The sequence below is a fragment of the Actinospineispora spinosispora DSM 44797 genome, from assembly GCF_000429025.1.
Lineage (GTDB): Bacteria > Actinomycetota > Actinomycetes > Mycobacteriales > Pseudonocardiaceae > Pseudonocardia > Pseudonocardia spinosispora.
In genome coordinates, this window is record NZ_KE386835.1 from 504349 (window position 1) to 530502 (window position 26154).

26 protein-coding genes are annotated in these 26154 nt (G+C 70.5%); 4 read left to right on the forward strand and 22 right to left on the reverse strand.

The annotated features are described in order from the left end of the window. The first annotated feature begins 48 nt into the window (after positions 1–48). Positions 49–888 (forward strand): dienelactone hydrolase family protein, encoded by an 840-nt coding sequence (locus G406_RS0136035; RefSeq protein WP_028937595.1) that lies wholly within the window; start codon positions 49–51, stop codon positions 886–888. 5 nt (positions 889–893) lie between these two features. On the opposite strand, the gene G406_RS0136040 is transcribed toward G406_RS0136035, so the two are convergent. The 9 genes from G406_RS0136040 to eccCa form a co-directional block, all read right to left on the reverse strand. Next, complete coding sequence (locus G406_RS0136040) at positions 894–1574, reverse strand: hypothetical protein (protein ID WP_028937596.1); 681 nt, start codon at positions 1572–1574, stop codon at positions 894–896. Beyond that, positions 1571–1897 (reverse strand): hypothetical protein, encoded by a 327-nt coding sequence (locus G406_RS0136045; RefSeq protein ID WP_028937597.1) that lies wholly within the window; start codon positions 1895–1897, stop codon positions 1571–1573. The genes G406_RS0136040 and G406_RS0136045 overlap by 4 nt, the downstream gene beginning before the upstream one ends. A 100-nt stretch (positions 1898–1997) precedes the next feature. Further along, positions 1998–3338 carry a phosphoglucosamine mutase gene (gene glmM / locus G406_RS0136050; protein ID WP_028937598.1) on the reverse strand — a complete coding sequence of 447 codons (1341 nt, stop codon included), beginning with the start codon at positions 3336–3338 and terminating at the stop codon, positions 1998–2000. 11 nt (positions 3339–3349) lie between these two features. Beyond that, positions 3350–3847 carry a 30S ribosomal protein S9 gene (gene rpsI / locus G406_RS0136055; protein ID WP_211241377.1) on the reverse strand — a complete coding sequence of 166 codons (498 nt, stop codon included), beginning with the start codon at positions 3845–3847 and terminating at the stop codon, positions 3350–3352. Between the two features lie 56 nt (positions 3848–3903). Then, positions 3904–4347, reverse strand: coding sequence for a 50S ribosomal protein L13 (gene rplM / locus G406_RS0136060; RefSeq protein WP_028937600.1), 444 nt, complete (start codon positions 4345–4347; stop codon positions 3904–3906). 256 nt (positions 4348–4603) lie between these two features. Then, positions 4604–4891 carry a WXG100 family type VII secretion target gene (locus G406_RS0136065; RefSeq protein ID WP_028937601.1) on the reverse strand — a complete coding sequence of 96 codons (288 nt, stop codon included), beginning with the start codon at positions 4889–4891 and terminating at the stop codon, positions 4604–4606. Positions 4892–4943: 52 nt separating this feature from the next. Further along, a complete protein-coding gene (locus tag G406_RS0136070) occupies positions 4944–5246 on the reverse strand; it encodes a WXG100 family type VII secretion target (RefSeq protein WP_169736858.1) in 303 nt (100 codons plus the stop codon). A 164-nt stretch (positions 5247–5410) separates the two neighbouring features. Next, positions 5411–6712: a type VII secretion-associated protein gene (locus G406_RS0136075; RefSeq protein ID WP_028937603.1), complete on the reverse strand. Its 1302-nt coding sequence runs from the start codon at positions 6710–6712 to the stop codon at positions 5411–5413. Continuing rightward, positions 6709–10953, reverse strand: coding sequence for a type VII secretion protein EccCa (gene eccCa, locus G406_RS52035; protein ID WP_084216631.1), 4245 nt, complete (start codon positions 10951–10953; stop codon positions 6709–6711). Before eccCa ends, G406_RS0136075 begins: the two co-directional genes overlap by 4 nt. A gap of 164 nt (positions 10954–11117) precedes the next feature. Between eccCa and eccD the strand changes: the two genes are divergently transcribed. Further along, on the forward strand, positions 11118–12623 hold the full coding sequence (gene eccD / locus G406_RS0136085) for a type VII secretion integral membrane protein EccD (protein WP_028937604.1): 1506 nt from the start codon (positions 11118–11120) through the stop codon (positions 12621–12623). Then, a complete protein-coding gene (gene mycP / locus G406_RS52040; RefSeq protein ID WP_051343145.1) occupies positions 12620–14023 on the forward strand; it encodes a type VII secretion-associated serine protease mycosin in 1404 nt (467 codons plus the stop codon). The genes eccD and mycP overlap by 4 nt, the downstream gene beginning before the upstream one ends. Before the next feature lie 6 nt (positions 14024–14029). Here mycP and eccB read toward each other — a convergent pair whose 3' ends face one another. Continuing rightward, on the reverse strand, positions 14030–15511 hold the full coding sequence (gene eccB, locus G406_RS0136095) for a type VII secretion protein EccB (protein ID WP_028937605.1): 1482 nt from the start codon (positions 15509–15511) through the stop codon (positions 14030–14032). 190 nt (positions 15512–15701) lie between these two features. Between eccB and G406_RS52045 the strand changes: the two genes are divergently transcribed. Then, a complete protein-coding gene (locus G406_RS52045; RefSeq protein ID WP_051343146.1) occupies positions 15702–17081 on the forward strand; it encodes an MATE family efflux transporter in 1380 nt (459 codons plus the stop codon). Here G406_RS52045 and G406_RS0136105 read toward each other — a convergent pair. The 12 genes from G406_RS0136105 to G406_RS0136160 all read right to left on the reverse strand — a co-directional run bounded on the left by G406_RS0136105 (position 17078) and on the right by G406_RS0136160 (position 26124). Next, positions 17078–17968 carry a class I SAM-dependent methyltransferase gene (locus G406_RS0136105; RefSeq protein ID WP_051343147.1) on the reverse strand — a complete coding sequence of 297 codons (891 nt, stop codon included), beginning with the start codon at positions 17966–17968 and terminating at the stop codon, positions 17078–17080. The two genes, G406_RS52045 and G406_RS0136105, sit on opposite strands and share 4 nt — an antisense overlap. A 243-nt stretch (positions 17969–18211) precedes the next feature. Further along, positions 18212–19051 carry a tRNA pseudouridine(38-40) synthase TruA gene (truA, locus tag G406_RS52050; protein ID WP_342666269.1) on the reverse strand — a complete coding sequence of 280 codons (840 nt, stop codon included), beginning with the start codon at positions 19049–19051 and terminating at the stop codon, positions 18212–18214. After that, complete coding sequence (rplQ, locus tag G406_RS0136115; protein WP_028937607.1) at positions 19048–19782, reverse strand: 50S ribosomal protein L17, sunset domain variant; 735 nt, start codon at positions 19780–19782, stop codon at positions 19048–19050. The genes truA and rplQ overlap by 4 nt, the downstream gene beginning before the upstream one ends. A gap of 2 nt (positions 19783–19784) precedes the next feature. Next, complete coding sequence (locus G406_RS0136120; protein WP_028937608.1) at positions 19785–20828, reverse strand: DNA-directed RNA polymerase subunit alpha; 1044 nt, start codon at positions 20826–20828, stop codon at positions 19785–19787. A gap of 132 nt (positions 20829–20960) precedes the next feature. Beyond that, positions 20961–21566, reverse strand: a complete 606-nt coding sequence (rpsD, locus tag G406_RS0136125; protein ID WP_028937609.1) for a 30S ribosomal protein S4 — start codon at positions 21564–21566, stop codon at positions 20961–20963. Between the two features lie 16 nt (positions 21567–21582). Next, positions 21583–21990, reverse strand: coding sequence for a 30S ribosomal protein S11 (gene rpsK / locus G406_RS0136130; protein WP_028937610.1), 408 nt, complete (start codon positions 21988–21990; stop codon positions 21583–21585). Continuing rightward, a complete protein-coding gene (gene rpsM / locus G406_RS0136135) occupies positions 21990–22370 on the reverse strand; it encodes a 30S ribosomal protein S13 (protein WP_028937611.1) in 381 nt (126 codons plus the stop codon). The genes rpsK and rpsM overlap by 1 nt, the downstream gene beginning before the upstream one ends. Positions 22371–22531: 161 nt before the next feature. Continuing rightward, positions 22532–22645 carry a 50S ribosomal protein L36 gene (rpmJ, locus tag G406_RS0136140; protein WP_010148647.1) on the reverse strand — a complete coding sequence of 38 codons (114 nt, stop codon included), beginning with the start codon at positions 22643–22645 and terminating at the stop codon, positions 22532–22534. 37 nt (positions 22646–22682) lie between these two features. Then, positions 22683–22904 carry a translation initiation factor IF-1 gene (infA, locus tag G406_RS0136145; RefSeq protein ID WP_028926917.1) on the reverse strand — a complete coding sequence of 74 codons (222 nt, stop codon included), beginning with the start codon at positions 22902–22904 and terminating at the stop codon, positions 22683–22685. 378 nt (positions 22905–23282) lie between these two features. After that, positions 23283–24668: an NAD(P)(+) transhydrogenase (Re/Si-specific) subunit beta gene (locus G406_RS0136150; protein ID WP_028937612.1), complete on the reverse strand. Its 1386-nt coding sequence runs from the start codon at positions 24666–24668 to the stop codon at positions 23283–23285. Next, entirely contained in the window at positions 24665–24982 is a 318-nt protein-coding gene (locus G406_RS0136155) for an NAD(P) transhydrogenase subunit alpha part 2 (RefSeq protein ID WP_028937613.1), read from the reverse strand. Before G406_RS0136155 ends, G406_RS0136150 begins: the two co-directional genes overlap by 4 nt. Next, a complete protein-coding gene (locus tag G406_RS0136160) occupies positions 24982–26124 on the reverse strand; it encodes a Re/Si-specific NAD(P)(+) transhydrogenase subunit alpha (protein ID WP_028937614.1) in 1143 nt (380 codons plus the stop codon). The genes G406_RS0136155 and G406_RS0136160 overlap by 1 nt, the downstream gene beginning before the upstream one ends. Positions 26125–26154: the final 30 nt, after the last annotated feature.

The following is a 26154-nucleotide window of genomic DNA, read 5'->3' on the forward strand; positions in this document are numbered from 1 at the left end:
AAGCAGCCCTGCCGGGAAGTTTCAGCACGCAACAGGCAAGATAACCCCGTGTCCCGTACCAAGCAGCTTGCCGCACCCGATCTGCCCAGGTCAGCTCGTAAGGCGATCAACGAGCTGTCCAACCCAGGCCCGCACACCGTCCTGCGCGGTGAGCTCGGACTGGTCGGTACGCCCGGCGTCGTCTACACACCGACCGAAGGCCTGGGCCTCCCGGCCGTGGCGTTCGGCCATGACTGGCTGCAGAGCGTCGACCGCTATCTGCCGTTGCTTCGCCACCTGGCGTCCTGGGGCATCGTCGCGGCCGCTCCGGCGAGTCAGGGCGGGCCGGTGCCGAGTCACGCCAGGTTCAGCTCGGACCTTCGCACCGCGCTGGACGTCTGTGTCGGCGTAAGGCTGGGCACGGGCGACATCAGCGTCGACCGGCGCAGGCTGGCGCTCGCCGGACACGGCATGGGCGGTGGCTGCGCGGTGCTCGCCGCGGCGGACCGGCTCGCGCTCGGTGAGCCGCTGGCAGCGGTGGTCACGCTGGCGGTGTCCGAGACGAGGCCCTCCGCGCTGGACGCCGCGAGCCGGGTCCCGGTTCCGAGCCTGCACCTCGCCGCAGGGAAGGACCAGGTCAGCCCGCTGATCGGCAATGCAGAGCCGCTCGCCGCGGTGTGGAACGGCCCGTCGGTCCTGCGGTCGCTGCCGAAGGCGAACCACCTGGGGTTCCTGTCCGGTCGAGGGTGGCTCGACACGCTGCTCGCCGGCAAACCGCATTCCGGCACGGCGCGGCTGTCCCGGGCGCTGGTGACCGGATTCCTGTTGCGTGAGCTGACCGGTGACACGCGGCTGGACGAGCTGGTCAACGGTGAGTTCAAAGGCACGGAGCTCCTACACACCCACTGACCGCGTCAGCCGGGCAGGTCGGGCAGCTGGGCGACTCGCACGCCGACGTCGGTCTCGGGCCGCGATCCTTCGGTGCCGGCCAGCACCGGACCGGCCTCTGGCCGGACCACCGGGGTTGCGGCGTGCCAGATCGTGCCCACCCATGCCGAGTACTCGGGCGTGACGGTGATCTCGGGCGCGGCGACGTCGTCGGCCCAGTCCTGATCGTTCCCGGCCGCTGTCCGCGTCGCGTCGTCGACCATGTCTCGCAGCCCGGCGAGCACCTCCACCTGCCGTTGCGCGAGGCGGGAATCCCGGTCGGCGACCTGGCCGACGCCCTCGATGGCGCGCATCAGGGCGCCGAGCAGCTCGGCGTGCAGCTCGTGCCAGACGGTCGCCGCGCGACGCACCACATGCGCCAGGCCCGAGGCGTCGGTCGCACGGGCGGCGAGGGCGTCGGCCAGCTCCGCGCAGCGGCGCACAGCGCCATCACCCAGTGCCTGCTCCGACGCCACCGCGCGCAGCGCCGTCCCGGTGGTGGTCAGGTCGGCCGCCACCTGTTCCAGCTGGTCGGCCGAGAACCGCAGCCGATCGGGGCTGATCCGTGCCAGCTGCTCCAGCCGCGCACGATCGGTCTCGGACCATTCGGCCGGAGGTGGTTCGAGCGATCGGAGAACGGCGGCCAGCGCGCCAAGCGACCGGGTCACCCCAGCACGCGGGTGATCAACGACGGTCCGGACGCGAGCCGACGCTCGAGGGCCCGCAGCTCGCCTACGGCGGCGTTCTCCTGCTCGACGATGCCGCGAGCGGCGCGGCGGACCTCGTCGGCGACCGACGTCAGTTCCGCCGAATGGCAGGCCAGCAGTGCCGCGAGCGTGTCTCGCCCGCTCTCCGCCGCGGCCGACACCGCTACGGGTACCGAAGAACCGGCCACCCGTGCGGCCGCTGCCGCCACATCGTCCGCGAGCCGAACCAACCGCGCCGCGCAGGCGAACGACAGCTCAGGGTCGGCGTCCAGGTCCGCTCTCATGCCGTTCAGAGTGACAGCGGCCGAAGATTCACGACGTCAACTCGGGCGACTCGGGTGCGTTCGCACACACCTGTCATCCCATGGCGCTATCAGCACACTCTTAGCTGGCGGCGGCCACCACGGCGGCGATCCGCTCCGCCGAGTCCTGAGCCATCCGTGTGGTGGGCGCCTCGATCATGACCCGCACCAGTTGCTCGGTACCGGACGGTCGCAGCAGCACCCGGCCCTGATCACCCAGCTCGGTCTCGACCTCGGCCACAGCGGCGCGAACCTCGGCGGATGCCGCGACGGCGGCCTTGTCCGTCACCGGGACATTGATCAGCACCTGCGGCAACGCGACCAGCACACCGGCGAGTTCGGCGAGCGACCGGCCGGTTCCGGCCATCCTCGCCATCAGCCGCAGCGCGGTCAGCAAGCCGTCGCCGGTGGTGGCGTGCGCGGGCAGCACGACGTGCCCGGACTGTTCACCGCCGAGCGCGAAACCACCGGAACGCAGCTCCTCGAGCACGTAGCGGTCGCCGACGGCGGTGGTGCGCACCGTGATGCCGGCTTCGCGCATCGCCAGGTGCAGCCCCAGGTTGCTCATCACGGTCGCAACGAGGGTGTCGTCGGTCAGCTCGCCGCTGTCGCGCATGGCCAGCGCCAGCACCGCCATGATCTGGTCGCCGTCGACCGTCACGCCGTTCGCGTCGACGGCGAGGCAGCGGTCCGCGTCTCCGTCGTGGGCGATGCCCAGGTCGGCGCCGTGCTCACGGACGGCGGCGGACACCTTGTCCAGGTGCGTCGAGCCGCAACCGTCGTTGATGTTCACACCGTCCGGCTCCGCGTGGATGGCGATCACGTCGGCACCCGCATCGCGGTAGGCGCGGGGGGCCAGCTCGGACGCGGCCCCGTTCGCGCAGTCGACGACGACCCGCAGGCCGGCCAGCGAGACACCGTTCGTCCCCGAGGAGAGCAGGTGCTTCAGATAGCGGTCGCCGGCGTCGGCCAGGTCTCGCACCCGCCCGACATGCGCGCCCGTCGGGCGGCTGGTCGGCTCGTGGAGCCGGGCCTCGATCGCGTCCTCGACGGTGTCCGCCAGCTTGTGTCCACCGGCGGCGAACAGCTTGATGCCGTTGTCCGGCATCGGGTTGTGCGATGCGGAGATCATCACGCCGAGATCGGCGCCGAGGTCCTGCACCAGGAACGCCAGCGCCGGGGTGGGCACCACGCCGGCGAGAAGCACGTCCGCACCCGCGGAGGTCAGTCCCGCGGTGACGGCCGCTTCGAGCATCTCACCGCTGACCCGGGGATCCCGGGCGACGACCGCGACCGGCCGGTGCGATCGATCGCTCTCCGCGAGAACTCCGGCAGCTGACGCCGCGATGGCAATGCCGAGCTCAGGAGTGAGCTCGGCATTGGCCAATCCACGAACGCCGTCCGTACCAAACAGACGACCCATGTTGCTGAGGGTCAGCGCTTGCTGTACTGAGGAGCCTTACGGGCCTTCTTCAGACCGTACTTCTTGCGCTCCGTGGCACGCGCGTCACGAGTGAGGAAGCCGGCCGCCTTCAGCGCGGGACGGTCGTCGGCGTTCAGCTCGACCAGGGCGCGGGCAATGCCCAGGCGCAGCGCGCCGGCCTGACCCGAGATGCCGCCACCCTTGAGGCTGGCGAGGACGTCGTACTTCTCGCCCTGCTCGGTGATGACCAGCGGCTCCTTGACGAGCTGCTGGTGCACCTTGTTCGGGAAGTAGACCGGGAGGTCCTTGCCGTTCAGCCGGAAGTTGCCGCTGCCCGGAACGAGCCGGACGCGGACGATGGCTTCCTTGCGACGGCCGACGGTCTGAACCGGCTTGTCACCGAGCGACCGGGCGACCGGTGCGGCGACCTCTTCGGCCGGAGCCTCGTCCGCCGGGGCCTCATCGGCCACGGCCTCGTAGGCGACCTCTTCTTCGCCGGGGGTGCTCAACTGCTGTGCCTCTTCCACTTCTTCCACGTTCTGCGGCTCGCTTGCCTCTGGGGCGCTCACTGGCTGACCTGCTTGATCTCGAAGGGCTGCGGCTGCTGCGCAGTGTGCGGGTGCGTCGGGCCTGCGTAGACCTTCAGCTTCTTGCCCATCGCCCGGCCGAGCCGGTTGTGCGGCAGCATGCCCTTGACGGCCTTCTCGATCAGCCGATCCGGGTGCTTCTCGATCATCTCGCCGACCGACCGCTGACGCAGGCCGCCCGGGAAACCGCTGTGGTTGTAGACGTACTTGTCGTCACGCTTGTTGCCGGAGACGGCAATCTTCTCAGCGTTGATGATCACGACGAAGTCGCCGGTGTCGACGTGCGGAGCGAAGCTCGGCTTGTGCTTGCCGCGCAGCAGGGTGGCGGCATGGGTGGCCAGCCGACCGAGGACGACGTCGGTAGCGTCGATGACATGCCAGGCGCGGTCGACCTCGCCGGGCTTCGGACTGAACGTACGCACGGACCTACCTCGTCGTCTCTGGCTTTCGGGAGTTACCTCGAAGCCCGGTCTGACAACCGATGCTTCTTCGGGGTGCTGGGGCGATTGGACCTAGGGCGAACGGATCGGCCCGCCTATTAGCACGCAGACCAGTCACTCGCAGCACGACTGCTAACGAGGGTACCTGTCGCCATCGCGGAGGGTCAAAACGGGTCGGGCGCGATACCGGCGACCCTGCCCGACACCACGCCCCGAGGAGTGCGTCGAGTGGTCGCGGTCACGCCCAGCGGCCGGCGTTGGTCCGCTCGGTCTGCTGGTAGCCGTCGTTCGCGTGGCCCAGCGCGACACTGATCTGCTGCAGCACCTGGTTGAGGTCGGCCGCCGCGGTGTCCCACTGCTTCTGCTTGACCAGGTAGTCCTCCCGCGCCTGTCCCTCCCAGGTCGAGACCATCGGCTGCAGCGACCGCTTCAGGTCGTCCAGCTGCGCGTTGATCTGCTGCGAGGTCGAGCTCACGCTCTGCTGCGCGTTGGCGATCTCGCCGAACGTAACCTTGATCGCACCCATCGGAATTCTCCTTCTCAGCGAGGTTGTGTGGGGTCGGTGTGGTGGCGCCGGGTCAGCCGAGCGCGCTGGTGATCGAGGACATGCTCTGCTTCTGAGCCTCTTCGGCCTGCTGGTAGCTGCGACCTGAGACCTGGATCGACTCGCCGATGCCCCGCAGTGCCTGGTTGAGCTGCTTCGCGTCGTTGTTCCACCGCTCCATCAGTCCCTGGAACGCGGTGGACGCCTCGCCCTGCCACGCACCAGCCAGCGGGGCGAGCTGGCTCTGCAGCTGCGACAGCCGGGCCTGCACCTGCTCGTTCACCTGCTGCACCTGGGTCGCGGCGCGCTGCATCTCCTCCGGGGTGGTCTGGTACATGCCAGCCATGATGATCACTGCCTCTCGGTCGGTGACTGAGGTCGGCCGGGCGGCCGCTCTGACTCCGACCACGGTGTCAGCCGGCCGCCATCACCCGGGCTGAAATGCTCAATAACGTGTGCGATCGTGAATGATTTCCCCCGACGAAGGCAGGTTTGCCCAGTTCAGGGGCGCAGCTGAAGCGACCCGACCACGTCGGCGCATGCGGCACGGACCACCTCCGCGCCCCGGGCCGTGTGCTGGCAACCGACGCTGATCTGGGCGTCGCGCAGGAACAGCACGTACCAGTCGACGTCCGCACCGCGCACCGGTTGACGCTGCCGGTAGCCGATCACGTCACGACCCGAGATCGTCACCGACAGCGCGAGCCCGGACAGGTCGGACCCACCGGCCATGGACCGCTCGTAGGTGTCCCGGAACTCGCGCACGGCACGATCCGGCTCGGCCGCACTGTCGTAGCCGAGCACCGTCTGCTCCACCGAGATCAGATCGGAGCCGTCGGGAGCGCCTTCCGGGGTCAGCACCGTGCGACGCCGCTGCGGCAGTCCGCCGGAATGCCGCCAGGCCTCGGGCAGCCGGAACGTGTAGTCGTACTGCGACAGCCGACCCGCGCTCAGCGGTGCGTCGGGATCCGGCCCGAGCCGAGCGGTGCGCCACTGGATCAGCAGCAACGTCACCATCGCGACCAGCACCGGAACCGCGATGCCCCACAGCACGGGCCCCACCCTGCGTCGCCCGGGCGGCGGACCCAGCAACGCGCTGCCCAGAGCGGGATCGATCGGCGGCGCAGCCACCACCGGGAGCTCGTCGGTGTCCGGACCGCGCAGTGGCGGCGCCGGGTCACGCAGTGCGCCGCGCAGCGCCAGCTCGACCGGGTCCGTCAGCGGCATCGGCGGCCCTCCGGTCAGATCGGCCAGTTCCGCCACGGCCGCCCGGTCGGGGGCCACCCAGTCCCCCTCGGCATCGATGCGGCTCAGCAACACGCCGCCGGTCAGTTCGGTGGGTTTCCGCCGCACCGTCTCCGCGGCCTTCGCCACCAGCGCCGGCAGCGGCTCGGCGCGCTCGGTGAACCAGCCGGCGAGGACCCGGGGATCGTCGCGGTCGGCGAGCACCGTCACGCCGATGCCTGCGGGGCTGATCTCCAGCACCGCGAGCGGTCCCGGGACCAGCGGTGTCCTGGCGCTGAACTCGCGGACCAGGCACACCGCCGAGGGCTCACCCACGACCTTCGGCGCCTGGCGCGCGAACGCCGCCTCGGCGCGGCGCACGGCCGCCGCCGTCCAGTGCGACGGGTGCACGAGCACGACGGCGACGCAGTCACGTCCCGACGTACGCAGCACCTCGGCGACGGCGCTCGGCCCGGACGCCGATGCCGGTGCACGAGGATGCAGCCGAGGAGCGCGATCGGGTCCCTCCTCCGACATCACCCGCACCCGGCCGGCGCCCAGCCGGACGGCGATCCTCACGCGGTCGGGCCCGGCGTCTCGGACGGACCGGCCGAGGGCTCGGGCGCGGTCGTGGACGCCGGCTTCGAGGCTCTGCGACGGGCCCTCGGCTTCGCCTCCGACGCACCCGGGGCCGGTGACGGCTTCACCTCCTCGACGAACCCGCTGTCCGGTTCGAGCAGCGCCACCTGAATGCGCCGGGCGCCGCCCCTGCGGGTCAGCAGCGTTCCGCGCCCGGGTGGCTGCGGCGTCGCCTTGACCCCCTCCAGCAGCGGACCCTCGTCCGGGCTGCCGCTCATCACCAGTCCCGGCGAGGCCAGTTCACGCAGCCGCGCGATGATCGGTTCGAACAGCGCCCTGCTCGCACCACCGCTGCGCCGCACCACGACCAGGTGCAGGCCGACGTCCTTGGCCTGCGGCAGGAACTCCAGCAGCGGCAGCAGCGGGTTGGTCCCGGTCCCGCCGCTCGGCGTCGCCACCAGGTCGTAGTCGTCGACGAGCACGTACACCTCCGGTCCACTCCACCAGGACCGGTCCCGCAGCTGCTTGGGGGTGACGTCGGCGCCCGGCTTGCGCCTGCCGAGCGACCCCACGATGTCGCGCACCGTCGCCGCCGCTGCCTCGGCCCCGCTGGAATACGCGATCAGGTGACTGCCGGGGACCTGCCCCAGCAGCGTGCGGCGATAGTCGATCACCACGATGCGCGCCTGCTCAGGGGTCATCCGGCTGGTGATCCCGGCCGCCAGCACGCGCAGCAGCGTCGACTTGCCACTCTCACCGTCGGCGAAGCACAGCAGGTGCGGATCGGCGTCGAAGTCCAGGATCACCGGCTCCAGGCGGGCCTCGTCGACGCCGATGGGCAGCGTGTGCGGCGCGCGGCTGTCGCCGCTCGAGGTGAGCCGCGCGACCAGGTCGCGATAGGGCAGCCGTTCCGGGAGCAACCGGACCGGCGGAACGGACGGACCGGTCCACGCCGTCGCGACCGCCCGCACCGCGTCCGCGAGGCTGCCGGTGCCGACCGCGGCGAGGCCGGGTGCCGCGATGACCATCTGGCCGCCGTCCGGCGCGAGCCCGCGACCGGGTTTGGCCGCGACCTTCGCCGCCTTGTGCCGGTCGATCTCGGAGTCACCGGGATCGCCGAGACGCAGCTCCAGCTTGGTGCCGAGCAGATCCTTGAGCGCGGGCCGCATCTCGGTCCACCGGCTCGCCGACAGCACCAGGTGCACGCCGTAGGACAGACCGCGCATGGCCAGCGGCAACAGCTCGGCCTCCAGGTCCTCGAACTCGGTGCGCAGGGTCAGGTAGCCGTCCACCACGAGGAACACGTCGCCGTGCGCGTCCTGGGTGAACTCGCCGAGCGCGCGGCGACGCCGGAAGTCCGCCGCCGACTCGATGCCCGCCTCGCGGAACGTCCGCTCCCGGTCGGCGAGCAGCGCGGACACCTCGGCCACGGTCCGCCGGACCACGGCGGGCTGCTGCCGGTCGGCGACCCCGGCGCAGTGCGGCAGGCCGCTCAGCGCGTTGAGCATGCCGCCGCCGAAGTCCAGACCGAACAGGGTGATCTCGCGTGGCGTGTTCGTCATCGCCAGCGACAGCAGCAGGGTGCGCAGCAGCGTCGACTTGCCGGACTGCGGCGCGCCGACGACGACACCGTGCCCCGCCGCACCGGACAGATCGACCACCATCGGGTCCCAGCGCTGCTGGTAGGGCCGGTCGATCAGGCCGATCGGCACCCGTAGGCCACCGGTCTTCGTGACGCACAGCCCCCGGGCGCCGGACCGGATGGCGGGCAGCAGCGTGTCCAGGGTGGGCGGGTCGTCCAGCGGTGGCAGCCACACGCGGTGCGCGGGCGGGCCCTGTCCTGTCATCGCGGAGACCATCAGCTCGAGCACCGTGGGCGGACCGCTCGACGACTCCTGCACGACCATCTCGCTCGCCGGCGCCATGAGCTCGGCGGGAGACTCGGCGAGCACCTGGGTCTCCGCTCTCTCCATGGCGGCCACGGCCGCCCCGCCGAGCAGCTCGGTCGGCTCGCCCGCCGGATCGCCGGGCCGCGATCCGACCCTGCCCGCGCTGAACGCCAACGGCCGGGCCGCCCGTGCCCGGGCCGAGGCCGGTACAGGACCCGCGGCGGCATCCTGGGGCCCCGACACGTACGCCGCCCGGAATCGCAGCAGCTCATCGGTGCCGAGCGCGAGGTATCCCGACCCGGGCATCGGCGGCAACTGGTAGGCGTCCGGCACACCGAGGACCGCGCGGGACTCGGCCGGGGAGAACGTCCGCAGCGCGATCCGGTACGACAGGTGCGACTCCAGCCCGCGCAGCCTGCCCTCCTCCAGCCGCTGCGAGGCCAGCAGCAGGTGCATCTGCAGCGACCGGCCCAGCCGGCCGATGGTGACCATCAGGTCGACCATCTCGGGGCGCTGGGCGAGCATCTCGGAGAACTCGTCGATGACGATCAGCAGCGCGGGCATCGGCGCCAGCTCCGGGTGGGTGCGCCGCTTGCGCTCGTACTCGGCGACGTTCGACAGGTTGCCCGCATCGCGCAGGACCTCCTGGCGGCGGTTGATCTCGCCGGCCAGCGCGTCGGTCATCCGGTCGACGAGCGTCAGCTCCTCGGCGAGGTTGGTGATCACCGCGGCGACGTGCGGCAGCTCGGACATGCCGAGGAACGTCGCGCCACCCTTGAAGTCGACGAGCACCATGTTCAGGTGCTCCGAGGAGTGCGTCGCGGCGAGACCGAGCAATAGGGTCCGCAGCAGCTCGGACTTACCGGAACCGGTCGCGCCGATGCACAGCCCGTGCGGCCCGGAGCCGCCCTGCGCGGACTCCTTGATGTCGAGCGTCACCGGTTCGCCCGCCTCGCCGAGCCCGATCGGGACCCGCAGCTGGTCAGAAGGCGAGTTGCGCCAGCGGGCGCGCGCCGCCGAGATCGACGACGGGGCGTCCATGCCGAGCAGCTCGGGAAGCCCCACGGTGTTGCGAAGCGGTCGCCCGGTGTCGATCTCCGCGCCGCGCGGCGGACGGAACCTCGCCATGCGCCTGGCCATCGCCGTCGCCTCCGCCAGCTCCAGCCGGTCGGGACGACCGACCCACTTGGGTTCGGTGAGGTGAGCGGGCTGGGCCTGCCCGGCCTGGGCGCCCTGGCGCGTCGAGGGCCCTTCCTCGATGACCATGCCGAAGCGGTTTGCCTGCAGCATCAGGCTCAGCTCACCGCGCTCGCCAGCGGCACCGGCGTGGTCCACGATGCGCATCAGGGTGATCTCGGGCCGGTCCAGCCACTGCGCGCCTGCGCGGCGCACGTCGACCCCGTCCACGACCACGAGCAGCCGCGCCTCGGGGACGCCGTTCGCGTCGGACATGCCCGGCGCGGTCAGCCACTCGCTGACCTCCGCCGGGTCCGTGGTGACCATGCGCAGCGCGCCGACGTCGTCGGTCAGGCTTGGGTGCTGCACGTGCGGCACCCACTTCACCCAGTCCCACAACGGCGCCGAGGCGGGCGAGACGATCACCGCGAGGCGCGCCTCGGCCGGGCTGTGCCACACCGCGTACTGGGCGAGGATGCTCCTGGCCAGCGAGCGCGCGGGCTCAAGCCCCCACGCTCCGGACAACGACCGCACACACACCCGCCGCAGCGAGCACAACGCGATCGCCACCGGCAGGTCGGGCAGCACCGAGTGCGCCCGGATCAACCGGCGCAGCGCCCACGCACAGACCGGCTCCAGCTCGTCGAGCGGGCCGGTCTGCGGCGCGACCAGCCGGGTGGCCATCCGCTGCCGTCCGCGCCCGACGCGAATCTGGCCGAAGTCGTCGTCGGTGACCCGCCGTTCCCACAGCCGGTCGGTGCTCAGCACGCCGAGCAGTGCGCTCGGTTCCGGGTGGGTCCAGTCGAGCGCGTCGCGCTGCGCGGCGGCCGACCCTCGGATCCGCTTGCGCACCTGGGCGAGGTAGCGCAGGTAGTCGCGCCGGTTCTCGTCCGTCTCGGCTCGCTGCTGGCCGCCGCCGCGCCCCATTCCGCCCGCCATCATGGCGAGGGTCGAGGCGAGGAACATGCCGCCGAACATCCAGGACTGGGGGTTCTTCCAGCCCATCATGAAGATCATCCCGATCGGCATGACGATCATCCCGACCGGCATCAGCTTCTGCATGAGCCCGGCGGGGACGGGCCTCGCCGGGTCCGGTGGCGGCTCCAGCGCGAGCTCACCGCCAGGTAGCCGAGGCGGCGGGGTCCTCGGTGCGCGGCGCACCGTTCGGGTCGTCATCGCCAGCCGTCCCCTTCTTCGAGCCTGACCGCGAGTTCCGCCAAACCGGCCTCACGGGTGATCGCGCGCGGCAATACTAGGAACCCGGTGTCGCACCGCGTGGGCGTTTCGCCGAAACTTGTCAGGCTTTTGCTATCAACTATCGCAGTGCGGCAGGAGGCTCCATGAACAGGCCGGTCACCGGGATCGCGAGGCCGGACACCCGCCTGGACGGCACCCAGTTCTGCCGGGTCACGGTGTGCGCGCCGCGCTCCCGCATGGACCTGGCGCTGCCCGTCGACCTGACGGTCGCCGAGCTGGTCCCGATGCTGACCGAGCTGGCCGGGGAATCCACCACCCGGCAACGGCCCCGCTCCGGTACGGGCCCCGGCGCGCCCGGCGCCTGGTGTCTCGCCGCCGTCGCGGGAGCCGAGCTGCCCCCGCAGGCGACGCTGGCCGGGCTGGGTGTCCTCGACGGTGACATGTTGCGGCTGCGGAGGCGCTCGGACTCGCCGCCGCCCCCGGTCTTCGACGACCCGGTGGACGCGGTCGCCGAGGCCGTGCGTTCCCCGGACGGCGAACCCGACGCATGGGCCGACCTGGACAACGACGGTGACGGCAGGATCGACCCGTTCGCGGTCCGCCCGTGGAACGACCGCTGCCGACGGCCGGCCGGCCTGACCGCGGCCGCGCTGGCCACGGTGCTGACGGCTGCGCTGCTGGCCGGGGTCCGGGGTCTCGGTGAGCACGCCAGCGTCCCCGCCGCCGTGATCGCCGGACTCGCCGCGGCGGGCGCGCTGATCGGCGCGATGCGCATCGTGACGGTGGACGAGTCGGCAGGCGTGGTACTCGCGTTCGGCGCGATCCCGCTGGCCGCCGCCGCCGGGGTCGCCGCACTGCCCGGCACGCCGGCCGCCGCGCACCTGCTGCTCGCCTGCGCGCTGGCGGCCGCGGCGGCATCCGCCGGGCTCGCCCTGCTGGGGACCGCCGCCCCGGTGCTGGTCGCGGCCGCGCTCGCCACCGTGCTCGGCGCGATGGCCGCGCTGGTGCGGGTGTTCGACATCGGGACGGTGTGGGGGCTCGCGGCGGGTGCGGCGGCCGTCGCTATCGGGCTGCTCCCGACGCTGCCGAGGGTGAGCGTGCGTCTCGCCGGCCTGCCACCGCCGGTCATCCCGACGACGCCCGACGAGATGGTCCTCGCCGACGCCAACTGGGAGCTCGCCGACCCGGAGGAGGTCAGGCACCAATCCCAGCTGGCACATACCTACCTCGCCGGTCTGGTGCTCGGCTGCTCGATCGTGGCGGGTGTCGGAGCAGTGCTCGCCGCCACCCAGGGCGGCTGGGGAGGCGCCTCGTTCAGCACGGTCGTGATCGCCGTCCTGATGCTGCGCTCCCGCGGCTACGTCACGGCGGCGGCGTCCACGGCACCGTTCGTCGCGGGCGCCTCGGCCGGGACGGTACTCGCGGCCCGGCTGGCGACCGAGGGCTCCGGCCCGGCGAAACTGGGGGTCGCCCTGGCTCTGATGATCGCGGGCGGGATCGCGGTGTGGCTGGTCTGGACCGGCCCGAAACGCGAGTCCTCTCCGGTGGTGCGCCGCTCGGTCGACATCGTCGAGGCGGTGCTGGTGGTCGCCACGTTCCCGCTGGCACTGTGGGTGCTCGACCTCTACAGCGCGGTGCGCGGCCTGTGAGACTGCTGTGCGCGGCCCTCGTCGTGGCCGCTGCGCCGTCGCTCCTGACGGCTGCGCCGCCGCTCCCCGACACGACGACGCTCGCCTCGGCCGTTCCGACCCCCGGCCGCCCGATCCCATGGGTGGCCGCCGACCTACCCGAACCGCCGTCGCCCGACATGAGCGAGCTGCCGGCCGATACCGAACCGAGTCCGATCCCGGGTGCCGAAGCGCGCACCACGTGCGCACGGACCAAGGAGTTCCTCACCGCCGCCCAGGCGAAGCCGCTGCTCTGGGGCGTCGAGTTCTTCCGGCTGCCCGAGCTGTGGCGCAGCGCGGCCAGCAAGGGTGCGGGCGTCGTACTCGCGGTGATCGACACCGGGGTCAACGCCCACCCGCTGCTGGGCGGCAGGCTGACCGGCGGCGGCGACTTCATCGCACGCGGCAACGGTCTCGACGACTGCGACGGGCACGGCACCGCGGTCGCCGGTATCGCGGCGTCCGCGTGGGACCCGGCGACCGGCTTCAGCGGCATCGCGCCACAGGTGCGGGTGCTGGCCATCCGGCAGACCAGCGAGACCTACCGGGTGCGCGGCCGGAACCCGGACGAACCCGACCAGGGCGCGGGCGACACGGTCACCCTGGCCCGCGCGATCGTGCACGCGGTCGACCTGAAGGCCGACGTGATCAACCTGTCCGAGGTGTCCTGCCTGCCGCCCCCGGCCCGCCCCACTCCGCTGCAGGCGGCGCTGCACTACGCGGTCGCCCACAACGTGGTGGTCGTCGCCGCGGCGGGCAACCTCGGCAACGAGCCGTGCACGCAGCAGGCCATGGGGACGAACGTCGTCCTACCCGGCTGGTACGACGAGGACGTACTGACCGTGGGCGCCATGAACCAGGTCGGCATCCCGTCCCAGTTCAGCTATCCCGGGGCGTGGGTCGACGTGGCGGCTCCGGGCGAGGGCGTCCCATCGCTGTCGGTCACCGGCGGAGGGATCACCAGGGAGCTCCAACAGGTCCGCGGTTACTCGGACGTGCAGGGCACCAGCTTCGCCGCGCCCGCTGTCGCCGGGCTCGCGGTGCTGATCAGGGCCAAGTACCCGAGCCTGACCGCGCATCAGGTGATGGACCGCATCACGGCGACGGCGAAGACCCCCACCCGCCGCGACCCGCGCACCGGCTACGGCGTCGTCGACCCGCTGGCCGCCCTGGAGCAACAACCCGGAATCCTGCCGTCGCCGACCGCGGCCGTCGCGGGCACCGGCACGCTGCCCCGCGCCGAGATACCCACACCCGACCTTGCCGGGGTACCCGCGCTGTGGGGCGGGTTGCTCGCGCTGCTCGCGGCGGTCGTGATCGGTCTGCTGGCGGTGGGCAAGTCCCGTACCGGTCGAGGCAACCGTCATCGGAACAGGCGCTGAGCCCGCTCAGCGGTCGGCACCCGCGAAGTCGGGGCGCAGCTGGTCGACCGTCTTGTTCGCGTCGGCGATGTCGAGGGGCAGCCCCCTCGGCATGGCCATCAAGGCGTCGGCGGGGACCGGCACCGTGGCCGTGATGCCGAGCGCCTGGACCGTCTCCGCACCCTGGACCGGGTAGGCGATCCCGGTGTCGGAGACCAGCCAGACGCCGCCCGCCGTCGGTTGCCCCGGCGCCACCGCGGCCGCCGCCAACGCGAACCCACCGGGCAGCGACACCTGGTCCAGCTTCGGCCCGTCCTGGTCGCTCTGCACCAGCGTGGTCGTCGTCTGCCCATCCGGGGCCGGCGGCGCAGGCGCCACGCTGACGAAACCCGTCTTGCCGTCGGGTCTCCACTCCCAGCAGACCGACCGTGCGTCGGCGCCGTCCTGGATCACCGGCCGGTTCGCCGGGTACTGGGTGAACGCCTTGGGCAGCACGGCCCTCGGCATCGCGTTGACCTGGTCGACCGACATCGCCGCCGCCGGTCTGGTCATGTCGTCACCGAGCGAGACCCGGATCAGGTAGGCCAGCGGCGCCGACAGCTCCGCGACTCCGGAGGTACGGATGAGATAGAAGCGTTCCGGCTGCCCCGCGCTGCTCACCCGCACGACCTGGCCGAGCTTCCTCGGGTCGGTCGCGCCCGAGCTGCTCGACCACCTCGGCACGGCGATGGCGTCCCCGGGATCCAGGCCGTCCGGGATCAATCCGGTGAAGGACGTGGAGGTGCGGCGCGCCTGGTGATCGCGCAGGTCGTAGGCCGCGAAGGCCGCCTCCCCTGAGATCGGGTACTTCTTGCCGCCGGTGACCAGGTAGGTCACTCCGCCGGCGCTGAGCAACACCCCCTTGTCCTCGAGCGGCCGGGTTCCCCGGGCACCGGCGATCACCGCGGTGCTGCCGTTGCCGGTGTCACACATCGCCCAGGCGCCCGGGACCGGTGTCGGCTCCGCGTCCGAGGAGGGCAGGTTCACCCCCGGCGCACCGACCACGGCGGATTCCGCGGTGCGCTCGGCGGTGGCCAGCGCGGCGTCGTCCATCTGCGTGAGGTGCGCCGCGTCGTTGCTCCCGCTGACCAGGCCGGGCAGCCCGCTGCGCCCCGCCGACGCCGCCTTGTACACCAGGCGCGCGGCCACGAGGTTGCTCACCGGAACGAGCTGGTCGCGGTGTTCCTTGGGCTGGTCCATCCGGTGGATCACCACGTACATGCGGCCGGAGCCCGTGGCCTGGATGATCTGTTGCCGCGCCCAGTCCTCCGTACCGGACAGCTTGACGTAGGCGAACATGCCCATGCCGACGAGCGAGGCCAGGATCACCCCGAGCGCCACCGAGCGGCGCTGACCTCGGATGACCTCGTGCAGCAACACCGGGTCCCGACGGGCGAGCGCGGACTCCAGCCGTCGCTGACCGAACCGGTATGCATCGATCTGCATCCGGGAGACGGGTTCTTTGGCCATGTTCGTCCGTCCGCCGGGCTAGGAGTGATCGTCGAAGCGCTCACGGTAACCGGCGAGCCGCCCCCGACGGGGCGGAACCGGGATAACCGGTAGTAGATCGTCAGCCCGGGCACAGTCCCTGCCACGCGCTCGGCAATTTTGTTAGGTTGCCCTAACCTAATTGATTCGGCTGAGGGGCTGACCACGTTCCATGACGACCGTGATGCCGGGGCGCACCCACCACGACACCCGACCGACGCGGACGACTCTCGTCGCCCACCGGGCGCTCGCCGCGACGGCGATTCCGCTGACACTGCGGCGGCTGGCGACGGCGGCGTTGTTCACCACCGACATCGCCCTGCTCGGCCGCCTGGGTGACGTCCCGGTGGCGGCGGGCGGTCTCGTCATCGGACTGTTCGCCATGGTCACCGCCGTCGGCACGAGCTTGCTCAGCGCGACATCCGGGCAGATCACGGCGGCGGTCGCCCGCGCGCGGGCCCGGGGGACGTGCCCGGTCTACCAGGTACGCGACCTGGTGCGCGCGGCCATCGCGGTCGCAACCGTGGCCGGTGCCATGGGTCTGCTGGCCGTGCTCGGGATCGGTGCGCTGCTCCCGCTGCTCGGCCAGGACGCCGAGGTCGTCGCACTGACCCGTCCGTTGCTGCTCGCCATGGCGCCCGGACTGCTGCCCTTCCTGTGGACCGCGGCGCTGAGCCAGTACCGGTGCGGCCTCGGCAGGCCGGAGAGCACCGCGACGATCCAGCTGGTCACCCTGGCGCTGAACGCCGGCCTCGGACTTGCCCTGGGGCTGCTTCTCGGCCCGACCGGCATCGGCGTCGCCACCACTCTCGCGTCGCTGGCCGCCTTCGGCATGCTCCGCCGCACCAGCCAGCGGGACGACGAGCTGACGGCCACGGTGTCGCTGGCCGGCTGGCGCACGTCGCTCCCCGCCGTGCGCCGCCTCGTCCGGCTCGGTCTGCCGGTCGCCGGTGTGCACGGTCCCGAAGCGGCGTTCTTCCTCGTCGTCGGCCTGGTCATGGGCGCGCTATCCCCCGTGGCGCTGGCGGCACACGCCGTTCTCACCCAGCTCGTCACGCTGGTGCTGCAGCCCGGGGTCGGGCTGTCCAGAGCCGCGACGTTCCTCGCCACGCGGCAGCCGCGCCGACCGGGTCCGACTTCACGCCTCGACCGCATCGCGCTTGCCCAGGCCACGGCCGCCGTCACACTCGCCGGCCTGGCCTACCTGGTCGCCGGGCACGCCCTGCTGGCGGTGGTGCTCCCGGGCGCACCGGCGGCGCTCGCGCTGGCCGCCACGCTGCTGCCGCTCGCCGTCGCGGTCCAGTTCGCCGACTCGGCGCAACACCTCGGCGTCGGCGCACCGCGCGGCGCGAGTGCCGTGAAGGCGGCGCTCACCGGCAACTGGATGGTGGGTGTACCGGCGACCCTGGTGCTGGGGCCCGCGTTCGGGCCCTCGGGGGTCTGGCTCGGCCTGTTCACCGGTCTCGCCACCACCGCCGCGCTGCTGGCACTGCGTGCGCGCGGGGTACCCGGCCCCAGCATGCGCCGGATGCCACCGATGGCGACCCGTTAGGAACGCACGGCGAGCAGCTGGACGGGGCTCACCAGGCCGGCCCCGATCGCCTTGGCCAGGTTCTCCGCCTTCACCCGGAACCGGTCACCGATCACCAGATGCGGACCGAGCGCCGGCAGCTCGTCGGCCGCCAGCTCGTGCAGCCGGGCGGCCTGTTCCAGCGCCAGCTCGCGCAGGTCCGCCTCATGCTCGACGTCGAAACCGGCCCCGGTGAGCACCCGGTGGTACTCGGCCGGTTGTTCCAGGAAGCTCATGCCGGAGTTGCTCGCCCACGGCACGGGATAGGTCAGCTCGTCCTCCACCGACAGGCGCATGACGTCGTAGAGGGCGAACCGGCCGCCGGGCCGCAGCACCCGGGAGACCTCGGCGCACAGCGCGGCCTTGTCCTCGACGTTCATCCCGACGTGCAGCATGACCGCCGAGTCGAAGCTCTCCTTCTCGAACGGCAGCGACGTCACCGACGCGCGTTCGAACCGGGTCAGCTCGCCCAGTCCGGCCCGCGCGCTGAGCTCTTGGGCGACATCGACGAAGTCCCGGCTCTGGTCGACACCGGTCACCTGGGCGCCGAAGTAGCGGGCCAGGTAGCGCGACGCACCGCCCACGCCGCAGCCCAGGTCGAGCACCCGGTCGCCGGCGGAGGGCGCGAGCAGATCGGCGAGGCGGACCGTCGCGGTGCGTCCACCCGCGTGCAGCTCGTCGATCGACGCAAGGTCGTCCGAGTCGATCGGCGAGACCGTCTTACCGGCCGCGACCAGCGCGTCCAGCAGCGTCGACAGCAGCGCGTTGCGCGTGTAGTGCCGCGCCACCGGGGTCGACACCTCGCCCTCGACGGCGATCGGCGTGGTGACCTCGGCTACCGGCCCGGTCACTTCGGTCGACTCGGTCACCCTGGTACCTCTTTCTCCCGCCGTCCCTAGCGGCACCGAACCTACCGCGACGACCGGAGCAGCTCGTACAGACCGCGCGCTCGCCGCGGATAGTTGTGTTCCCCAACGGCATGTGAGCGACTCCGCGCACCGTAAGTCCACACCGCGCTATGCGCACAGAGCGCGGTGTGACCACACGGTGCGCGGTGTGGGGCCCGTGTGCCGGCCGCGGCGTCCAGACACTCCGCGAGCCGTCGTGCGCTGTTACGGGTGCTCCACCGGTTCCAGGGGCAACCGAACTCTGCGGGTGATCTCGGCCCGGGCGGCCAGCTCCTCCGCCGGAGGGTAGTCGACCGCCACCAGGGTCAGGCCGTGCGCGGGCGCGACCGTCACCTCGCTGGCCCGGTCGGAGCGAGACAGCAGCTGAGCGGGCCATTCGGGGCCGCGTTGACCCCTGCCGACCGCGAGCAGTGCGCCGACCAGGCTGCGCACCATCGAATGGCAGAACGCGTCCGCGCCGACGTCGGCAGCCACCACGCCGTCGTCGAGCTCGTGCCAGTGCAGGTACTGCAGCGCACGGATCGTCGTCGCGCCCTCGCGCTTGCGGCAGTAGGCGGCGAAGTCGTGCTCGCCGAGCAGACCGGCCGACGCCTCGTTCATCGCGTCCAGGTCCGCGCCGTGCGGCCAGGACACCGTGTCCCTCGCCCGCAGCGGCTCGGCACCGTACGGCGTCACCGCGATGCGATAGCGGTAGTGCCTGCGCAGCGCCGAGAACCGGGCGTCGAACTCGGCCGGAACCTCGACGATCTCCCGCACCCGCACGTCCGGCGGCAGCATCCGCGCCAACCGGCGGATCAGCCTGCCCAGCTCGCCGGCCAGCTCGGCCGGCAGGTCCACGTGCGCGACCTGACCGGTCGCGTGTACTCCCGCGTCTGTTCGCCCCGCCACCGTCAACAACAACGGCCGGCGTACCAGCGTGCTGAGCGCCTCAGTGAGAACGCCGCACACGGTACGCCGGCCGGGTTGTACGGCCCAACCGGAGAAGTCGGTGCCGTCGTAGCTGATGTTCAGCCGCGCTCGGATGAGCGAGGGGCCATCATTCAGGAGCTGGCCTCGGAGTCGTCGTCCTCGCGCTGCGAGGGCGGCAGCTGGAAGCCCGCGGCCTCGGCGGCTTCGGCGCTGGCGAACCAGACCTCCGCCACGGTCCGGCCGTAGTGCGAGCTACCGGGCACGTGGTACAGCTTCGAACCGTCGTTGCCCTTGATCGGGAAGCCTTCCGGCTCGCCACCGTCGGCCAGCGGAGCGTGGCTGCCCTCGCCGTACGGAGCGTCCTCGGTGGAGGCGCTCTCCTCGGCGGGAGCGTCCGTGACCTCGGCCGTGGTGTCCTCGGCCTTGGCCTCGGTCTCGTCCTTGGTCTCGGCCTTGCTCGCCTGCGAAGCGGACACGCGGCGGGCGCGGTCTGCCTCGTCGGTGACGGTCTGCTGCCGGACCAGCTCGATCACGGCCATGGGGGCGTTGTCGCCCTTGCGCGGCAGCGTCTTGGTGATCCGGGTGTAGCCACCGGCGCGGGTCTCGAAGAACGGGCCGATCTCGGTGAGGAGACGGTGGACGATGTCCTTGTTCTTGATGACCTTCTGAATCTCACGACGGTTGTGCAGGTCGCCCCGCTTGGCCTTCGTGATCAGGCGCTCCGCGTACGGCCGCAGTCGCTTGGCCTTCGCCTCGGTCGTGGTGATCCGACCGTGCTCGAACAGCGACGTGGCCAGGTTGGCCAGGATGTGCCGCTGATGCGACGGCGAACCCCCGAGACGGGGACCCTTGGTGGGCTGTGGCATGGCTACAACTGCTCCGTTTCTGCGTAGTCCTGGCCGTCATCGCCCAGCTGGTCCGGGTCGAAGCTCTCGTCGGCGTAGTCCGCGGCAGCAGCCGACGGGTCGAAACCAGGGGGGCTGTCCTTGAGTGCCAGTCCGAGCCCGACCAGCTTCATCTTGACCTCGTCGATGGACTTGGCCCCGAAGTTCCTTATATCCAGCAGGTCTGCCTCGCTGCGGCCGACCAGCTCGCCCACCGTGTGGATGCCCTCACGCTTGAGGCAGTTGTACGACCGGACGGTGAGGTCCAGCTCCTCGATCGGCATCGCGAAGGCGGCGATGGTGTCCGCCTCCTGCGGCGACGGGCCGATCTCGATGCCTTCCGCGTCCACGTTCAGCTCGCGGGCCAGCCCGAACAGCTCGACCAGCGTCTTGCCGGCCGAGGCCAGCGCGTCCCGCGGGGTCATCGAGGGCTTGGTCTCGACGTCCAGCACGAGCTTGTCGAAGTCGGTGCGCTGCTCGACACGGGTCGCCTCGACCTTGTAGGTCACCTTGAGGACCGGCGAGTAGATCGAGTCGACCGGGATGCGGCCGATCTCAGCGCCGGAGACCTTGTTCTGCACGGCCGGCACGTAGCCACGACCACGCTCGACGACCAGCTCGACCTCGAGCTTGCCCTTGTCGTTCAGGGTCGCGATGTGCAGGTCCGGGTTGTGCACGGTGACGCCGGCGGGCGGCACGATGTCACCGGCGGTGACGACGCCAGGGCCCTGCTTGCGCAGGTACATGGTGACCGGCTCGTCCTCCTCGGAGCTGATGACCAGCTCCTTGAGGTTCAGGATGATGTCGGTGACGTCTTCCTTGACCCCGGGGACGGTGGTGAACTCGTGCAGCACACCGTCGATGCGGATGCTGGTGACTGCCGCGCCCGGGATGGACGACAGCAGGGTCCGGCGCAGCGAGTTGCCGAGGGTGTAACCGAAGCCGGGCTCGAGCGGCTCGATGACAAACCGGGAGCGCGTCTCGGCGACGCCCTCTTCTGCCAGACCGGGGCGCTGGGAAATCAGCACGTGTGTGTTCCTCTCGTTCCACGACACCCACTATTTGATGCCGTGCAATAGCGCCGGAATGCCGCGCCGGTCTTTCGACCGACGCGGCGTCCGACAAATCCTGTGGACGCTCCATACCGCGTCCCAGGTGTACTACTTCGAGTAGAGCTCGACGATCAGCTGCTCGGTGACCTGCGTGTCGATCTGAGCGCGCTCCGGCACCTGGTGGACCAGGATGCGCAGGGTGCTCGGAACGACCTGCAGCCACGCGGGGATCGGACGGTCGCCCTGGGTCTCCTTGGCGATGATGAACGGGTCCATCGCCATCGACTTGGGGCGCACGTCGATGATGTCGTACTGCGACACGCGGAAGCTGGGGATGTTCACCTTCTGGCCGTTGACCACGAAGTGTCCGTGGTTGACCAGCTGGCGAGCCATCCGCCGGGTGCGCGCGAGACCTGCCCGGTACACGACGTTGTCGAGACGGGTCTCGAGGATCTGCAGCAGGTTGTCGCCGGTCTTGCCTTCGCGCCTGCTGGCCTCGGCGTAGTAGCGACGGAACTGCTTCTCCAGAACGCCGTAGGCGAAGCGAGCCTTCTGCTTCTCCTGCGTCTGCAGCAGGTACTCGGTCTCCTTGATCCGGATCCGGCCGTGCTGGCCGGGCGGGTAGGGACGACGCTCGAATGCCTGGTCGCCGCCGACAAGGTCAACCTTGAGTCGACGGGACTTGCGGGTCATGGGGCCGGTGTAACGAGCCATATCTGGTTCTCCTCCCCTAGACCCGGCGCCGCTTGGGCGGGCGGCAACCGTTGTGCGGCTGCGGGGTGACGTCGGAAATGGTGCCGACCTCGAGGCCGGCTGCCTGCAGTGAACGGATCGCGGTCTCCCGGCCGGAGCCAGGACCCTTCACGAAGACGTCCACCTTGCGCATGCCGTGCTCCTGTGCCTTGCGGGCGGCGCTCTCGGCGGCCATCTGCGCGGCGAACGGGGTCGACTTGCGGGAGCCCTTGAATCCGACGTGCCCGGCCGAAGCCCAGGCGATCACGCCGCCGGTCGGGTCGGTGATCGACACGATCGTGTTGTTGAAGGTGCTCTTGATGTGAGCGTGGCCGTGGGCCACATTCTTCTTTTCCTTGCGCCGGACCTTCTTCGGGCCGGCGCCGGCACGCGTCCTGGGCGGCATTACTTCTTACCTGCCTTCTTCTTGCCGGCCACGGTCTTCTTCGGACCCTTGCGGCTACGAGCGTTTGTCTTCGTCCGCTGGCCGTGCACAGGCAGCCCACGACGGTGGCGAATGCCCTGGTAGCAACCAATCTCGATCTTGCGGCGGATGTCCGCCTGGACCTCACGACGGAGGTCACCCTCGACCTGGAAGCTGGCTTCGATGTATTCCCGCAGCTTCGCGAGGTCCTCGTCAGAGAGGTCGCGCGAGCGCAGGTCCGGGTCAACCCCGGTGGCGGTCAGAATCTCCTTGGACCGGCTGCGGCCGATACCGAAGATGTAGGTCAGCGCGATCTCCATCCGCTTCTCGCGGGGGAGGTCGACGCCTGAGAGTCGTGCCATTCGGCGTTTCTTCTCCTGTCATGTCCAGGTCTGCTTCCCGACCGCCCCGGTTGACTCTGGTGTTGACCGGGCCCCGGCCTGGATTCCGGGGGAAAGCGCGCTCCTCGTGAGCGGCAGGTGCGGGAAGGGCTTCGTGAAAAGACGTGCGATAGTGCGGGTGTTCAGCCCTGACGCTGCTTGTGGCGCAGGTTCTCGCAGATCACCATGACCCGACCGTGACGGCGGATCACCTTGCACTTGTCGCAGATCTTCTTGACGCTCGGTTGGACCTTCACGTCCGTCGGTTCTCCGTCGTAATTGAGGTGGTCGTCACTACTTGTAGCGGTAGACGATACGGCCACGGGTCAGGTCGTATGGCGACAGTTCGACGACGACCCTGTCCTCCGGCAAGATACGGATGTAGTGCTGACGCATCTTGCCGCTGATGTGAGCGAGCACCCGGTGGCCATTCTCCAGCTCCACGCGAAACATCGCGTTCGGCAGTGGTTCGACCACACGGCCCTCGACCTCGAGTGCCCCGTCCTTCTTGGCCATATCCTCCGCGTTTCGTGACTAGCTTCCGGTGGTAGGCACGCGCCGGCACCGGGACCTGAAGTGCGGGGAGGCACGACGGAACCAGCGCACGAGAACGCGCCGTTTCACCAGTGTACGTGTCCTTGCGGACCGGCCGCGAACCGGGTATGTGTGCGTGCACCCCGCAGGTGGGGTGTCCTCGCCGACTTTGCACGTCCACGTGCTGCGTCGCACATGTCCGGACATGTGCGACGCAGCACGTAGGTGTGCAAAGCCGGCGCGATGAGGTGGGTGTGACTGGTGGGGCGAGCCTGGCGAGGCCGGCGCCAGCCAGCCCACCGATGCACAGACCGTGAGTGTTGCGGCCGCCTATAGGCGGCCGCAACACTCACGGTCCACCTACAGAACCTTCAGCTCCTCGGTCACCTCGGACACGGACTTCTTCGCGTCCCCGAACAGCATCGACGTCTTGTCGTCGTAGAACAACGGGTTGTCGATCCCGGCGAAGCCGGAGTTCATCGAACGCTTCAACACGATGACGTGCTTCGCCTCGTCGACGTTGAGGATCGGCATGCCGTGAATGGGCGACGAGGGGTCGTTGCGCGCCGCCGGGTTGGTGACGTCGTTGGCCCCGATGACCAGCGCCACGTCCGTGCGCACGAAGTCACCGTTGATGTCGTCCATCTCCTTGAGCTGGTCGTACGGCACGTCGGCCTCGGCCAGCAGGACGTTCATGTGACCGGGCATGCGGCCCGCGACCGGGTGGATCGCGTAGCGCACCTCGACGCCCTTGGCCTCGAGCAGCTTCGCCATCTCCTTGACCGCGTGCTGTGCCTGTGCGACGGCCATGCCGTAGCCGGGCACCACGACGACCAGGTCGGCGTAGGCCATCTGGATCGCGGCGTCCGCGGCGCTGGTCGACTTGACGGTGCGGTCGCCGTCGTCGCCACCACCCACGGCCGTGCCGCTGCCACCGAAGCCACCCGCGATGATCGACGGGATGGACCGGTTCATGGCCTTGGCCATCTGGTCGGTCAGAATCGAACCGGACGCACCGACGATCATGCCGGCGACGATCATCGCGGTGTTGCCGAGCGCCAGACCGGCAGCCGCGGCCGACAGCCCGGTGAACGCGTTGAGCAGCGAGATCACGACCGGCATGTCGGCGCCACCGATGGGCAGCACGACGGTGAGACCGAGGATCGCGGCGATCACCAGGATGCCGACGATCAGCAGCTCCGAGGTGCCGCCCATTCCGACGACCACCGCGAGCACGATCGCCACGATCAGCAGCAGGCCGTTCAGGACGACCTGCGCCCGGCCCAGCCCGATCGGTTTGCCGGGAATGATCTCCTGCAGCTTGCCGAACGCGACGAGCGAACCCCAGAACGACACCGAACCGACGATCACCGAGAACAGCGACGCCACGATGAAGTAGCCGGGGTGCGTCGAGTAGCCGGGGTCGTTGCGGAACTCCACCCAGGCGATCAGCGCGACGGCGCCACCACCGACACCGTTGAACAGTGCCACCATCTGCGGCATCGCGGTCATCTTGACCTGCCGCGCGGACGGGACACCCAGCAGCGTTCCGATGACGATGCCGATCACGATCAGCACCCAGTTCGACATGCCGGGCACGAGCAGCGTCGCGACGAGCGCGATGCCCATACCGACGGCGGCGATCTGGTTGCCGCGCACCGCCGTCTTCGGGCCGGTCAGACCCATCAGGCCGTAGATGAACATGCCGAACGCGACGATGTAGAGGACGGTCACCAAGGTATTCATGACTGGTCCTTCTTCGCGCTGGTCGGGCCGCCCTTGAACATGCCCAACATCCGGTCGGTCACCAGGAACCCGCCCACCACGTTGATCGTCCCGAAGATGATGGCGATGACCAGCAGGATCTTCGAGAACACGTTCAGTTCAGGACCGCTCAGGCCCAGCACCACGACACCACCGAGCAGCACGATGCCGTGGATGGCGTTGGTGCCCGACATCAGCGGCGTGTGCAGTGTGTTCGGCACCTTGGAGATCACCGAGAAGCCGACGAAGCCGGCCAGCACGAGGATCGCAAGGTTTGCGAGCAGACTCGACTCCATCAGTTCCCGCCCTCACTGGCTGTCTCGGTCTCACCGGGCTTGCCTGCCACGCGTGACTTGGCCAGCACCTCGTCGGAGTAGTCCGGCGCGAGCCGGCCCTCGTCATCGATCATCAACTCCAGCAGCGCCGCGATATTCCGCGAGTACAGCTCGCTGGCGTGCTCCGGCATCGTGGCCGGGAGGTTGAGCGGCGAGGCGATGGTGACGTCGTGCTTGACGACGATCTCGCCAGGCTCGGTCAGCTCACAGTTGCCGCCGCTCTCACCGGCGAGGTCGACCACGACGCTGCCGGCCTTCATGCCCTCGACGGCGGCCGCGGTGACGAGCGTCGGGGCCTTGCGCCCCGGCACCAGCGCGGTGGTGATCACCACGTCGAACCCGGTGATCGCCTCCTCGAGCCGCTTCTGCTGCTCGGCGCGCTCGGACTCGGTCAGCTCGCGGGCGTAGCCACCCTCGCCTGCCGCCTCGATGCCCAGGTCGAGCCACTGCGCACCGAGTGAGCGGACCTGGTCCGCCACGTCCGGCCGCACGTCGTACCCGGTCGTCCTGGCCCCGAGCCGCTTCGCCGTGGCGAGTGCCTGCAGGCCCGCGACGCCGACGCCGAGCACCAGCACGGTCGCCGGTTTCACTGTTCCCGCCGCTGTGGTGAGCATCGGAAAGAACCGGGTCGACTGGTCGGCCGCGAGGAGCACCGACTTGTACCCGGCCACGTTCGCCTGCGAGGACAGGGCGTCCATCGACTGGGCGCGCGAGATCCTCGGGATCGACTCCACCGCGAACGCGGTGACGCCCGCCTCGTCCAATTTGCGCACCGCTTCGGGATGCACGAGGGGTGAGAGGAATCCGATCAGCGTCGAGCCGCGCCCGAGCCTGCCGATCTCGTCGTCGGTCGGCGGGGCGACCTTGACGACTACGTCGGCACTCCACGGGTCACCGATCGACGCGCCGGCGTCGACGTAGAGCTGGTCCGGGATCAGTGCCGCGACACCTGCCTCGGACTCGACCACAATGTCCAGCCCCTTGCTGATCAGCCGCTCGGCGACCTTGGGCACCATTGCCACCCGTCGCTCGCCTGCGCCCGATTCGCGGGGCACGCCTATCCGCGTACGGCGCTCGGCCGCCGCGTCACCAGTTGCTGTCACCCGGAGAGCATCGACGATCACCCGTCAGCA

What these genes read in the sequence shown, in the direction of transcription:
- G406_RS0136045 (WP_028937597.1), bottom strand. Translation starts at nt 1,897, where the DNA reads ATGAGAGCGGACCTGGACGCCGACCCTGAGCTGTCGTTCGCCTGCGCG.
- G406_RS0136155 (WP_028937613.1), bottom strand. Translation starts at nt 24,982, where the DNA reads ATGGAGTCGAGTCTGCTCGCAAACCTTGCGATCCTCGTGCTGGCCGGC.
- G406_RS52045 (WP_051343146.1), top strand. Translation starts at nt 15,702, where the DNA reads ATGACGACCGTGATGCCGGGGCGCACCCACCACGACACCCGACCGACG.
- glmM (WP_028937598.1), bottom strand. Translation starts at nt 3,338, where the DNA reads ATGGGTCGTCTGTTTGGTACGGACGGCGTTCGTGGATTGGCCAATGCC.
- eccD (WP_028937604.1), top strand. Translation starts at nt 11,118, where the DNA reads ATGAACAGGCCGGTCACCGGGATCGCGAGGCCGGACACCCGCCTGGAC.
- eccB (WP_028937605.1), bottom strand. Translation starts at nt 15,511, where the DNA reads ATGGCCAAAGAACCCGTCTCCCGGATGCAGATCGATGCATACCGGTTC.
- G406_RS0136150 (WP_028937612.1), bottom strand. Translation starts at nt 24,668, where the DNA reads ATGAATACCTTGGTGACCGTCCTCTACATCGTCGCGTTCGGCATGTTC.
- rpsK (WP_028937610.1), bottom strand. Translation starts at nt 21,990, where the DNA reads ATGCCGCCCAGGACGCGTGCCGGCGCCGGCCCGAAGAAGGTCCGGCGC.
- infA (WP_028926917.1), bottom strand. Translation starts at nt 22,904, where the DNA reads ATGGCCAAGAAGGACGGGGCACTCGAGGTCGAGGGCCGTGTGGTCGAA.
- G406_RS0136065 (WP_028937601.1), bottom strand. Translation starts at nt 4,891, where the DNA reads ATGGGTGCGATCAAGGTTACGTTCGGCGAGATCGCCAACGCGCAGCAG.
- rpsM (WP_028937611.1), bottom strand. Translation starts at nt 22,370, where the DNA reads ATGGCACGACTCTCAGGCGTCGACCTCCCCCGCGAGAAGCGGATGGAG.
- eccCa (WP_084216631.1), bottom strand. Translation starts at nt 10,953, where the DNA reads ATGACGACCCGAACGGTGCGCCGCGCACCGAGGACCCCGCCGCCTCGG.
- rpsD (WP_028937609.1), bottom strand. Translation starts at nt 21,566, where the DNA reads ATGGCTCGTTACACCGGCCCCATGACCCGCAAGTCCCGTCGACTCAAG.
- rplQ (WP_028937607.1), bottom strand. Translation starts at nt 19,782, where the DNA reads ATGCCACAGCCCACCAAGGGTCCCCGTCTCGGGGGTTCGCCGTCGCAT.
- G406_RS0136070 (WP_169736858.1), bottom strand. Translation starts at nt 5,246, where the DNA reads ATGTACCAGACCACCCCGGAGGAGATGCAGCGCGCCGCGACCCAGGTG.